We start from the raw sequence: 12,133 nt of genomic DNA, 5'->3' as shown, positions 1-12,133 counted from the left end.
TTCCCCCTAGCTAGCCCACTCTTGAGAGTAGGCAGGTTACGTGTTGTAAGGGCTCTTGCTGAGTTGCAAGTTGATATACAGCGCGTTGATTGCGCCGACCGCTCCCAGCTCAAGCCCACCGCTCGTCATGAAGCCAAGGCGTGCGTCAGCGCCCGCAGCAGAGAAAAAGGTCTGACCGATCGTGCCGTACGTGTTGACCTTCGGCCGGCTGATTGCCGCCGGAGCGGAACCGATGGACACGAGCTGTCCAGGTGCCTTGCTGGGGGAGAGATCCACGCGCCCGGAGAACTCCCACATGGTGGAAGACTCGCGCACGTACAGCGTCCCGGAGACCGTCACGTTCGTCCCGTCAGAAGCCTGATAGTTGGACAGCGTGACCGCCTGCCACGGTCCGGGGTCGGTCGTGAACCACGTACCGTCAGCCTTCCTTACCCAGCGCTGATTAGTGCCAACGTCGTACACGGTGGCACCGACACCAACAGTGGATGCGGTCGGAAGCTGTCCCGCCCAATCAATGGCGATAGTGCTTCGGCCGGCCAACGCTGCCTGATCCCGGTACTGACCCTGATACCGCGTGACGGTAAGCGTGAAGGTGGTCGTGGCCTTCGGTACGTCCACCCAACCCAGCGCAACGGCGTTCACGGGACGAGCCGGAGCCACCGGAGTTGCCGCCGGAGTGCCGGGAACGATCTCGATTGCCACGCCGTTCGTACCGTCGTCAGCAAGCGTCGTGAGCCGGGCAACGATCAGGTCCCTACGCGGGTTCACGTTTGAGGCAGTCGGGACAGCCACGGTCGCACCGGGGGACCATGCCCACGTTGCCCCACCGGCCGTCAGTCCCAAGAACACGTTCCCGGAACCCACAGACACCGTGCGGGCAGTCTGGTCACTGTTCAGGAGAAAGTCAGTAGTGGACGCGAACAGATGGGTCATGCCCTGACGTGGGACGCTCAGGCTATTGAAGTTCGCAAGGTCGTTACCGCCGTAGGTAACGCCTTCCTGAAACCACGCAAAACCTGCCATGCTAGACCCACCTATCTACCCACGTAATGACCGCTCGTGCGGAAGTGAACTCGTTACGGCTTGTCAGCCTCAGTCGGTGCAGCCCAGGGCCGAACTCCGGCCACGTAGAACCGACCTTGACAAGCCCCGTAATGTCATCGCCGGTCATCGTCTTCACGATCATTCCGGCGCTGTCAATGACAAGGTCTCCGTCGTAATCGACAGAGAAGAACTGTCCCGTTGTGTCGTCCCACAGCGTGGGAGAAGCCCCGGCGGTAATGACGACCTGGGGACGAGCCGCAACCGACCCGTACTGACTCAGCCACGTAATGGGGTCAGCCGGCGGAGCCCCCGAACCACGAACGTTCCACGGGACAGCGGCAGGGAACGTGAGCCCCGACATGTCCGCTTCCCGCTCGTAGCTCCGCACTATGGCTTCACGGGGCGCGTCGCCATACACGTACGGGCTCGTGGCGTATAGCTCAACGACGACGTTGCACACCATGTTTGCAAAGTTCAGATCAAGGGGCGCGCTCCGCTTCCGTGGACGAGCCATGACGTAACCGGTCTGGTCGGCAGCCACACCGGGGAACCGGAAGCGCAACGGCTTCTCAACGTCCCCCGGCATGAACGCTGCTTGCAAGTCCACGAGCGCCTGAGTGAACTCCTCACGCGTGCTGCCGTAGACCTCAAGGGTCACGGTCACTGTTCGGCCGTTCATGTAGTCGTCACCCGCGTACAAGCCGTGGCGCTGCACAAGAGTCAGGTCAGATGACCGGATCTCCGGCAGCGTCAGCAACCCGTCAACGGCAACGATGGAAACGGCGGAGTCGGGTTCCCCCATGACGAGCCCGTTGTATTCACACGTCCAGTCGTTCAACTCCGCCATTCCATCCCCCTCTTATGCCTACTCTTGAGAGTGGGCTGACCTATGCCGGCGACGTACGCAGCGCCCATGCGACTTCACGCCCAATTGCGAACGGGTCCGCGTTGGTCTGCACGTTGACGACGACTCCGCTACCGCCGGACAGCGAGTGATTCGGGACGACGCGGGAACCGTTGGGAAGGTGAACCTCCTCCGGGCCACGCTCACCGACGCGCACGACTCCGGACGCGGGACCACCCATAGCGCGGATCTTCGGAATGGGGTTGTCTGGCAAGTCAATGCTGAGCTTGCCCCAACCCAGCTTGTTCGGAATCGCCCAGTTGAGAAGGTCGATAACCCCGTTGATCGCGCCCTTTGTAGCGCTGCCCACAGCGGAAGCGAGTGACGACGCGAACCCGCCCAACTTGCTCAGCCCGTTCTTGATTCCGTCAATGACGTAGCCACCGATGGACTTGCCCGCGCTGAGGAGCTTTGAGCCCGCGCTCAGGATTCGCCCGGGGAGCGAAGTTACGAAGTTGACAACCGCGTCAAGCCCCTTCTTTGCGAAGTCCTTGACGGAGTTGAAAGCAGACTTCGTTGCCCCAACGATCTTGTCCCAATGCTTGATAATCAAGCCCGGACCGGTGAAGTTCAGAAAAAGATCCTTGAGCCATCCGAAGATTTTCTTGACCCAATCCCAAACCCACTGAAAAGCGTCAAGCGTCCATTGCTTGATCTGATCCCAGTTCTGCCAAATGATCACGGCAAGCGCCACGATCGCAGCAATGATCAGCGCAATCGGCCCCATAGCGATAAGCCACGCGGCAGCCATGCGGGCAGCCTGAATGAGCGACTGAGCGCCCATGAGAACCCACTGACCGACGATCACGGCACCGGAGACAACGGCTCTTGCCGCCGCTGCTATCCATCCTCCGATCGTTGACCACGACGCTGCCACCTGAGTTGCTGCACTCGTGACCGACGCGGCTGCCGTTGTGACCCAACCCGTTACCACACCCGCAGCGGTAATGCCTTGCTGCACAAGCCACGAGATCAGCGCGGGAAGGATCAGGGTTGTAATCACTCCGGCGATAATCCCGAAGGTCGTGCTGTGCTGGGAAACGAAGCCTGCCGCAGTGCTGATAGCGGAGCCCACCGCACCGAGCTTGCTTGCGAAGGACTCAACAACCGGAATGACCGTAGCCCCCAGGAAGTCAACAATCCCTTGCTGTAGGCCACGAGTGAATTGCTTCACCTTGTTCGCTGCGTTGTCGTGCATGGTGTCGCCGGCTGACTTCGCCGCTCCGTCCACCTTGCCCAACTTCTGAACGGCAGTGTCTACGTCGAGGGAATAAAGCGCTTTTCCCATATCTTCTGCCTGAGTTCCAAAAAGGTTCACGGCAGCGGCAGACCGTTCGGCAGGGTCCTTGATTGCGCGAAGCTTGTCTAGCGTCAACCCAAGAGCCTGTTCAGCAGCGGGACCACCCGCAGCAATCTTTGCGCGCATGTCGTCGGCGTTGAGTCCGATTGCCTTGAATCCGGCAATGGTTGTCGCGCTGCCGTCAATGGCGCGAATGCTGAATTCCTTGATCGTGTCAGCCACAAGGTCAGCGTCACGAGCGCCACCCTGCAAGCCCTGACTGATGAGTCCCATTGCGGTCTTACCGTCAAGACCCATCTTGCGGAACTGAGTTGAATACTCGTTGAACGTGTCAAGCAAGTCTTCCGCTTTATTGACGCCGGTCTGAGCGCCACGGGTCAGAATGTCAAACGCCTCTTGAGCGTTCTTAGCCATTCCCGTCTTCAACATCTGACCGACTGCATTAGCTGTCGGCCCAACGTCGTCACCCAGGACCGTTGCAACGTCCATGGCTTGCTTGCTGATATTGCTCATCTCATCAGCAGTAGCCCCGGCAGGAACTAGCCCCTGTTGCCAAAGGTTCTTGAGCGCTTCATTCGCGTCGGCCACGGATTCCCCGTAACCGTCGCTATACACGGCTCCGGCAGCCTCGCCCAGTTTCTTAGCTTCAGCGGGTGTCGCCCCCAACTGAGCGGCAAGAAGGTCGTTGTTCACACCCTGTTCCAACGCGTCCGCAATGCCCATGCCGATACCGGCAGCGATAGCACCACCGGCAGCGAGAGCGAGACCGGACGCAATCTCACCGAACTTGCTGACTTCCTGCCCGGCTTCGTCAAGCGTTTGTGACAGCTCTTCCGCGTCGCCAATGAGTGTGATCTTGATTGGATCAGCCACGGTGCACCCCCTACGTCATGACGGGAGTACGCCGCTCCCCATTACCGCCGGCCGAACGGCCACGTCCCCCACGTTGAGCGCGCTTGTGCTCTTGCTCCTGGGCCTCAAGGTCGTCGCTCATCTGATCCACCAACGCGCGAAAATCCCTAAGCTCAAGGGATTGCACGTCGCGCCACGTAAGCCCCCGGAAGTGGCCTATGAGACGCGCGCACATCACTACGCGTTGGGCGCGGTAGGGTCCGCCTTCGCCTTGCCCTTGAACTCAATACGAAGGTTCTTCGCGTCTTCAAGGGTGAACTCAGGGTTAGTCCGCTTCTTGACCACGTACGCCATGGCAAGGATCAGCTTGCCCTTCTTGCTTCCGGCCTTCGCCATGCCGTCAAGCGGACCGTCAATGATCTCTTCAATCTCGCAAATCTCGCCAACGGTAAGGCTGTCCATCTTGAGAGACAGAACGTCGTCAACGGCAGGCTTCGGCTTCTGAGCGGGCATGGTCAGTCACTCTCCAAGTAGTCACGAACGATCTGCGATATCAGCCGCTCGTACGTCGCGCTTACGGCCTGAGACTTACGAGCCATAGCGCGGTAAAGGAATCGGTTCGGGCGAATGTGGCGCTTCCGGTAACCGAAGTGAATTGCGGCAGCGTAGGGAACACGGGACGCTGAGCCCGCTTTAATGGCCACCGACTTCTGAGAAGCGACGACCTTAATGGACTTGTCGAGTTTCCCCGGACGGTACTTCTTGGACGACTTAGCGTCCCGGTGTCCGTCCGGGGACTCACGCACAGCGGCGGGAAGGACAAGGTCACCGGCGCGCTTGTTCGCTCCCCGGATCGTCTTGTTCAGCTCCTTGTCCCGTAGCTGTCTCACGTTCCGCTGAAACTCACGGAGACCGTCAACCTGAACGGTGAACTTGCTACGGGACACGAGCTGACTCCCTTACGGCGTGGCCGGCTCCGGCTCCGTGTACGTGACCTTGATTGCGGCAGTGCCGTTACCGGGGTCAAGGATTCGGAACGGCAGGTTGTGAACGGTCAGCTCGTCTACGGACGCTTCGGGGGACTCCCCGGTGAACTGAACGGCCGGCGCTTCCACCTTGAGCGAAGTGCTCGGAATCAGACCGGCCATGTTGACCGTGAGCCCGCACAGCTCACCCGCAACGAAGGCTTCGTACAGCCCCAGCGAGTCAACCGAGAACTCACCTTCAAGGCTGCCTTCGTAAGTCGGCATGGCGTTGCGAACGGGCTTCTCCTTGAGCGCGTTCCCCCGCAGAAAGCGACGGTCCACATTCAGGCCACGGTCCCCGGACAGATCAAGCTTCGTCGCGTTGAGCGGTACCGCGCTGCCGTTCCGACTCAGGGCAATGCTCGTGCGCGTCCAGTCGTACGCATATGCCTCAGCGGGATACACGGGCGCGACAATGTCAGCCGCGTTCTTGGAGTGGGTCACGTCCCGGAAATCAAAGCTGACCGTGAGAACGCACGCCTCTTCGGTCTCAGCGGTCAGTTCCCACTCAGTGGCGACACAGCCCAGGTGCTTATACGCAACCTTCGTGCCGTCCACGGTGGGACGAACCATCTGAGCCGAGAACGAAGGGGACAGCATGTCAGATGAAGTCTCAAAAACCCACGTGCGCGTGCCGTCACCGTTGCTCGTCACGGTGGCCTTGTCGAACGCGGCAGCGAAGAGAGAACCCGCCCCAGCGTCCAGAACGTCAATCTCAATCTCGCCTTCGCCACCCATGTTCACGATGTTTCGGCGGTCGGCGCGTGCAGTCTGCATACCGGCGCGGAAGCCCACCGACTCAACGAACTCACGGGTCGTCTTCCACGAGTCGGCGTGGCCTTCGTAACCCTCAACGGTGGTGGACAGCGTGCCGTACGTGGCTTCCTGTCCAATGCCAATGCTTGCGTCAAGCGCCATGCTTGCGCCCCCTTCTACTGATAGACGCGACCACGAACGCGGACGCGGACTGTGAGAGCGCTGAACGCTCCGTCAGTCGTCTCGGAAGTCTCGACTGAGGCTGACTCCGGCCGAAGGTCTACGAGCCCCGTGACGGTCGCTCTGTCCACCGTGGCGCACGCCTCCGTGATGCTGTCCCGCAGCACGTACACGCCGCGCTCAGCGTCAATGGGATTGCCGGGGGAAATCACTACCGCGTGAACTTCCACGTAACCCGTGACGTTCGTAGGCTTCCGGCCTTCTCTCATGCCGGCTGACGCAAGGTCGTCGTCAGTGGTCGCGCCTAGCCACACCTGTTGCCGCCGGGAGTTGTCACCGGTCTCGGCATAGGTGCACTGGACTCCGGCCGGAACCGAAGCCTTGAGTCGGTCGAACAGCGCGGACTTCGTGTCAAACATGAACGCCACGCTGTCCCCCTACATAAAAATGAACGGCAATCGCGCGCGGTACAGATTCAGCTTCGCATTCACTTCCGGCAGTGAAGTCGGACGGAACGAGCCCCCGGCTTGAGCAAGCTGAATGCTGCCGAATTCGGATTGAAGTTGAAGCGCGCGATCAGGAATGCGGGACACCGTGTCAAGGACGTACTGACGCGCGATCGTGCGCACGCACCACCGGATAATTTCCGGAGTCGGGTTGTCCACGGTGTCCCACTTCTGCCCGCAGTAGACCTCAACGGTTTCAACCGCGAAGTCAATCGCTTCGGACAGAAGCGCGTCACTGAACAGGGCTGTATCTTCCAACCCGTTCAGCGCGCGAAGCTCTGCAATGTCGGCGTATGCCATGCGCACCCCTCAGCGGGGAAGGGGGCAACCTACTCTTGAGAGTGGGCTGACCCCTTCCCGTCAAGCGGGATCAGGCACCCGCGCCAATGGTCAGAACCTTTGCGGAACGCTCGTCCACAAGGAGACCGTCCGCACGCTGGATGAACCGGTACACGACCTGATCGTTCAGGAACTTGTAATCAACCGACCGCTCAACGCGGAGGGGGCCGGCAAGGCGGACGCGGTACTTGCTCAGGTCACCGAACAGAACCTTCGTCGCCGGAACGCCGTCGTCGGTCAGGACCGTCTTGCCGTTGAAGGTGTCGGGAGCGCCGGCCACGAGACCGGAAGCCCAAAGGTACTGACCGTTCGCGTCCTTGAGCTTGCGCATGAGCGCGGCAGTCTTGTCGGCCACAACGTACTTCGCGTCACGGCGGTAGGACTGAGTCAGCTCGTAGCTCAGGTCAATGAGCGCGTCGGCAACCTCACCGTCCGGGGACGTGAGGGTGAAGCCGGCAGTGGCAGCGGGGGCAGAAGTGAAAATGCCCTTCGGCTGACCCGTACCGGTGCCGGTCAGGAAGTGACGACCCATACCGTCACCAATGGCCGGACCCGCGTCACCGACAAGGAAGCCGATAAGGTCAAGTGCCTGATCGGCAATGAACTCACTGGACACGGTGGACGCGTACGCGTACTTGTAAGCGCCCACAGAAACCTGAATCGTGGCCGGCTCAGACTCCGGAATGTTCCCGTTCTCGCCCACGATGGAAGCGGACGCGCGACCGGTGACAACCGTGAAGTCAATCGGCTCACCGCTGGACGTGGTCACGATGCTCGCACCGTTGCGCATAATCGTGCTGCGCTCAACGGCCTGAGCGAGAAGCTGGCCGTACAGGGTCCGGGTCAGCACGTTCGGGTTGGACGGACGGTCAACGGTACGAGTCTCAACGTCCCCCGGCTCAGCGCGGAACTCAAGCGACTTGCCGAACCCGTCAGCGCCACCCAGGGACCGGAGCTGAGCCGAAGCGTCGGCAAGCTTGTCCTGAGTCCCCTTCTTGCTGCCGGAGCCCTTGAGCCCCTGCATGAGAGAAGTGACATTCTCGGTCGCAGCGAGAGCGTCAACACCGCGCTTGATCCGACCGTCAAAGTCCGCAATGGCAGTCAGAAGGTTCGTCTCCTTCTCGCGTGCCTCAGCGGTCATGTCCTTGCCGGCGAACTCGTCGGTCAGCGCCCGAAGCTCGTGGGTCGCACGCTCACGCGCCTCAAAGTTGGCGCTCAGGGTCTTAGCGTCCATGTTCAGACACCGTCCTTACTGAGCGCGCGGAGAAGTGCACGCTCGTTGAAATAAGAAACCGGCTCCGTGTCGGAAGCCGGCGGGTCGTTTCGCTCTTCGGGTTCGGGCGGAGGGGGAGCGAAGTCCCCAATGCCTAGCGCCTGTTCGACAGACCGAAGCGCTGCCTGAGTGGTTGGGTAAGCCGGGTTCACCACCGGTCCGACTTCGGCAACGTCCATGGCCGTGATCTCCCGAACCGGAAGACCGGTCTCAGGGTCGTCGTCTGCCCGACGCTGCCCACCGTCCAGCACACGGAAGGTGAAAGAGCTACCGCGAAGGTCACCGCGCTTGAGGAGAGTGGCAACGTCACGGCCGGTCGTGGTGTCGGGAAGATCAATCTCGTACCAACCGCCTTCGCGGTCTTCGCCAACCCGGAGCGTCCCCGCACCCGTCCGCCCAAGAAGGGCATTGACGTTGTGGTTAAACGTGGCAAGAACGTCGTTCTGCCGCAGCGACGGAGCCCCGGCACCGGGAACGATCCGCTCTCGGAACCCGCCCAGGTCGTGACTCAGCTCGTTGAAGCGGTAGGCGTAACCACGCATGACGATCTCGCCGTTGTCCGCCTTCCGCTCTTCCGGTGGGCTGACCGCAAACCGGCGCTCAAGGTCAGTCATCCGTACCCCCTTCGGTAGCCGGCTCTTCGTCCGGCTTCTCTTCGTCCGGCTCGTCTTCGGCCGGTGGTTCGATGGCAGGGGGCTGAACGGCCGGCTCAGGCTCCGGCTTGTCCGCCGTTACGTCCTCAAGGTTGAGCGGGACGCGGTACCCCTCACCCTTGCCGTTCGGCAGCGGGGGAAGGTTTTCGGCAGCGCGCACTTCGTCAATGCTGTAAATGCCGTTCTGCAAGCCGAGTGAGTACAGTTCCATGCGTTCCTTCGGAGCACCGCGCTTAATCTCGTCAAGGTCGAACTTGACGAACCGGAAGCGGTCGGCAGTCTCCGCGTACAGAAGGCGCGTGAACCCTGCCTCAATGCGCTCAAGCCACGGGCGCAGAGAGAACATGCTGAACGCGATGTTCTGTTCAGCGAGACCGGAGCCCCACGAAGTGGAGTTCGTAGCGTCGCTGATCAGGTGCGGCGGAACACCGAAGATGCGCGCAATCTCAGGAACCTGAAACTGTCGCGTCTGCAAGAACTGTGCTTCGTCGGGGCTCATGGCCACCTTGGAGAACTTCGCGCCTTCGGTGAGAAGCGCTACGCGGTGAGCATTGTCAACGCCTGTGTTGGCTACGCGCCACGCTTCACGCGCACGCTTCAAGCCCTCTTCGGACATGGTCCCGGGGACTTCCACCACAGCACCGGGGACAGCGCCGTTCGCAAAGAACTTGCTGCCGTACTTCTGTGCAGCGAGAGCGAGACCGATGGACTCACGCGCGTACGTGATCGGGCTACAGCCGGCGAACTCACCCGGCAGCATCATCCCAGGGATATGGAGAATGTCCCGGGGCGTGAACCACCCAAGAGCGACTTCGTTGCCGTCGTCGTCAATATCGAAAGCTTCAAATACCTTGCGACGCTGACCGTCCACCATGACCATGTGAGGCACGATGGACGTAGGGTCAAGCACGTCAAGCCCCACGATGTTCGGACCCTGCCAACGAACGGCAAGGTACGCGTTCCCGTCAAGCAGAAGGCTGAGAACGGCCTGAGACAGAATGTCAATCCTGCCCATGCCCCCGGGCTCCGCGTTCGGGTAGTCCAGCCAATCAGGGGACGTGATCGCGCGCTGAGACCCACCACGCTTCGTGTACGTGGCAACGGGCAGCGTGGCAATCGTCTCCGACAGAAGGCGGACACAGCCGAAGACCGCACTCACCTGTAGCGCGTCGGAAGCGGTCACCCGCTCACCGGAAGCAGCGGTCAGGGTGCCGTACAGCGTGGGGTCATACGGCACCCATTCGCGTGACTCAGTCGGGGTCTCCTTCGGGCGGATCAGGTCTGACCAGAAACCCACCGGGTCCCCCTTCCTGCCTACTCTTGAGAGTAGGTTGTGCGCGCGCGCACTTAGTGGTTAACTGCTCTTGCGTCGGACGGGCCGACGAAGTGAGGGGCGGCAATGTCGAACATTCACCGTGAGCGCTGTAACTACTGCATGTGGTTCGGTCCGGTTAAGAAAAATGGAACGATGCGGAAGCACTTCAAGGCGAACGACGAGCCGGGTCGGCGCAAGCAGGTTCCCGCGTTCGGTGTCTGTGAAGGAAGCGGTAAGCCGTTTACCACGTTCGGCGCGGAGCCCGCCGTTGAGTCAGAGCCGTGCGGTCAGAAGCTCCTTCGCTTCAGCGGCGAATTCGTCTACTGCACGAAGCCGAAGGGACACGACAAGGCGCACGCGTCCGTCTGAGCAAGCAAAAGCGCTGAGCCCCCAGGTTTCCCCTGGGGGCTTCGCTGTGCTTACAGATCGTCAAACGCGCCTTCGGAGCCCGGTGGACCGACGTAGATAAGCGCTCCGGTCTCGTCTTCTCCGGCTGCCCAAATGGCAGTCTCGACATACGCCCCGTTGTCTTCGCGCCACATCACAGCGCCGTGAACGGCAAGGATCATGGCAACGGCAAGGTCAATCTTTCGCCGGCTGGACGCGTGTTCTTTCGTGATGCGGGCACCACGAGCGTCTTCACGGATCACGGCGTTTCCGATGTGCCGGGCAAGGGACGGGTTACCGTCGTGGCTCATCCGACCGTCACGAGCCGCGTCGTACACGGCCTGAGTGGCAGGCACCATGCGGGCAAGTGAGTTCGTCGGGAAGGCTTCTACCGGGTAACCCTCAGCCTCAAGATTCTCAAGGGTCTCTTCCCAGCGGTACGGGTCAGCGACAAGGTTCACGACCTTGTACGTCGCCAACGCTTCCCGCAGTGCCTCACGCACGTCGGGCATGGGCACGCGCCAATGTGCGTCACCCTGAGGCGCTTCCCAGTGGCCGACCACGAACACCCGTAGGTCTTCCACGCGGCAGGCGACGAGCGCTGTGCTGTCACCCTTCCACGAGCCATCAAAGCCCAACACAACGGCTTGCCCGGGTAGAAGGTTGTCCTCACCCGCAAGGCTGTCCCACAGCCCGTGAGGCAGCCACGTAGACGCGCCACGGACGAACTGAGAAAGCCGGTAGATCCGGAACGACGCTTCGGTTGACCGCTGAGCGGCAGCCTTGAAGTCGTCTTCATTCAGGATCTCGTAAGACGGGTTACACGCCTTCCACACTTCGGGGTCAAGGTGGTCAACGGTGTCACCGATGCGCGGACCCCACGAGCGATAGAACAAGGTGGGGTCGTTGACCTCACCGGAGTTCACACGCTCACCGGTCTCGCACAGCGCGGCGAACGGTCCGTCAGGATCAGGGCCGGCGGTCGATACAACCCACGTCATGGGTTGGTTACGAGCGGCGGACCCCAGCGTGAGCGCGTCGAACAAGTCGGCGTTCTTGCTGAACGCGTACTCATCCAACGAGACCGCGCACGGGTTCAAGCCCTGTTGCCGTCCAGCGTCCGCGCTCACGACCCGGTACGTGTTGTCCTTGTACCGGATAATGTCGCGCTGCACATCGCATACGGCGCTGAGCTTCGGGGACGCGTTGACCATCTGCTTCGCCGCGTCGAAAACCATGCGCGCCTGATTGCGGTCATTCGCCGCAGCGATCACCTGACGTTGTGCGTCGGCCCGATCGGCAATCAGGTGGTAAAGCATGATGGCTGCCGCAATCGTGCTCTTCCCGTTCTTACGGGCAATGCACACGACTGCCATTCTGTGCTTGCGCTTCCACTGCCCAAACGCGTCTTGCTCAAGCCGGTACGCGTCAACGAGTAGTTCACGCTGCCACGGCAGGAGCTTGAAGCGTTGGCCGGCGAACGAGCCGGTCAGGTAGCAGAACTCTTCAATCCACTTCGCTACGCGGTACCCCTCAGAAGAGAACGGCGCGTCAGCGGGAATGTGCCGAGAGATGACCGGATCAATCTTGCCCACCGGT

Annotated in this window: 13 protein-coding genes; 1 reads left to right on the top strand and 12 read right to left on the bottom strand. The window is 61.2% G+C overall.

Translation table 11 applies throughout. The annotated features are described in order from the left end of the window. Nucleotides 1-36: 36 nt before the first annotated feature. The 11 genes from QQY24_RS15675 to QQY24_RS15625 form a co-directional block, all read right to left on the bottom strand. A complete protein-coding gene (locus QQY24_RS15675; RefSeq protein ID WP_301973304.1) occupies nucleotides 37-1,023 on the bottom strand; it encodes a hypothetical protein in 987 nt (328 codons plus the stop codon). Nucleotide 1,024: 1 nt separating this feature from the next. Continuing rightward, the gene (locus QQY24_RS15670) at nucleotides 1,025-1,891 is read right to left on the bottom strand and encodes a hypothetical protein (protein WP_301973303.1); all 867 of its coding nucleotides are present in this window, start codon (nucleotides 1,889-1,891) and stop codon (nucleotides 1,025-1,027) included. 40 nt (nucleotides 1,892-1,931) lie between these two features. Then, nucleotides 1,932-4,121: a phage tail tape measure protein gene (locus tag QQY24_RS15665; RefSeq protein ID WP_301973302.1), complete on the bottom strand. Its 2,190-nt coding sequence runs from the start codon at nucleotides 4,119-4,121 to the stop codon at nucleotides 1,932-1,934. Between the two features lie 216 nt (nucleotides 4,122-4,337). After that, nucleotides 4,338-4,613, bottom strand: coding sequence for a hypothetical protein (locus QQY24_RS15660; protein WP_301973301.1), 276 nt, complete (start codon nucleotides 4,611-4,613; stop codon nucleotides 4,338-4,340). Nucleotides 4,614-4,615: 2 nt separating this feature from the next. Further along, nucleotides 4,616-5,047 (bottom strand): hypothetical protein, encoded by a 432-nt coding sequence (locus tag QQY24_RS15655; protein WP_301973300.1) that lies wholly within the window; start codon nucleotides 5,045-5,047, stop codon nucleotides 4,616-4,618. A gap of 12 nt (nucleotides 5,048-5,059) precedes the next feature. Further along, complete coding sequence (locus QQY24_RS15650) at nucleotides 5,060-6,043, bottom strand: phage tail tube protein (protein ID WP_301973299.1); 984 nt, start codon at nucleotides 6,041-6,043, stop codon at nucleotides 5,060-5,062. Nucleotides 6,044-6,057: 14 nt separating this feature from the next. After that, nucleotides 6,058-6,480, bottom strand: a complete 423-nt coding sequence (locus QQY24_RS15645) for a hypothetical protein (RefSeq protein WP_301973298.1) — start codon at nucleotides 6,478-6,480, stop codon at nucleotides 6,058-6,060. An 18-nt stretch (nucleotides 6,481-6,498) separates the two neighbouring features. After that, the gene (locus QQY24_RS15640; RefSeq protein WP_301973297.1) at nucleotides 6,499-6,867 is read right to left on the bottom strand and encodes a hypothetical protein; all 369 of its coding nucleotides are present in this window, start codon (nucleotides 6,865-6,867) and stop codon (nucleotides 6,499-6,501) included. Between the two features lie 70 nt (nucleotides 6,868-6,937). Continuing rightward, nucleotides 6,938-8,140 carry a phage major capsid protein gene (locus QQY24_RS15635; RefSeq protein WP_301973296.1) on the bottom strand — a complete coding sequence of 401 codons (1,203 nt, stop codon included), beginning with the start codon at nucleotides 8,138-8,140 and terminating at the stop codon, nucleotides 6,938-6,940. Nucleotides 8,141-8,142: 2 nt separating this feature from the next. Beyond that, nucleotides 8,143-8,793 carry an HK97 family phage prohead protease gene (locus QQY24_RS15630; protein ID WP_301973295.1) on the bottom strand — a complete coding sequence of 217 codons (651 nt, stop codon included), beginning with the start codon at nucleotides 8,791-8,793 and terminating at the stop codon, nucleotides 8,143-8,145. Continuing rightward, nucleotides 8,786-10,129: a phage portal protein gene (locus QQY24_RS15625; RefSeq protein ID WP_301973294.1), complete on the bottom strand. Its 1,344-nt coding sequence runs from the start codon at nucleotides 10,127-10,129 to the stop codon at nucleotides 8,786-8,788. Before QQY24_RS15625 ends, QQY24_RS15630 begins: the two co-directional genes overlap by 8 nt. Nucleotides 10,130-10,300: 171 nt before the next feature. Here QQY24_RS15625 and QQY24_RS15620 point away from each other — a divergent pair, with 171 nt between their 5' ends. Beyond that, on the top strand, nucleotides 10,301-10,516 hold the full coding sequence (locus QQY24_RS15620) for a hypothetical protein (protein ID WP_301973293.1): 216 nt from the start codon (nucleotides 10,301-10,303) through the stop codon (nucleotides 10,514-10,516). 50 nt (nucleotides 10,517-10,566) lie between these two features. Here the strand turns inward: QQY24_RS15620 and QQY24_RS15615 are convergent, their stop codons facing one another. Continuing rightward, a complete protein-coding gene (locus tag QQY24_RS15615; protein WP_301973292.1) occupies nucleotides 10,567-12,129 on the bottom strand; it encodes a terminase large subunit in 1,563 nt (520 codons plus the stop codon). Nucleotides 12,130-12,133: the final 4 nt, after the last annotated feature.

It is taken from the genome of Streptomyces sp. TG1A-8, from assembly GCF_030499535.1.
Classification (GTDB): Bacteria; Actinomycetota; Actinomycetes; order Streptomycetales; family Streptomycetaceae; genus Streptomyces.
This window is presented reverse-complemented; position numbering and strand designations above follow the sequence as displayed.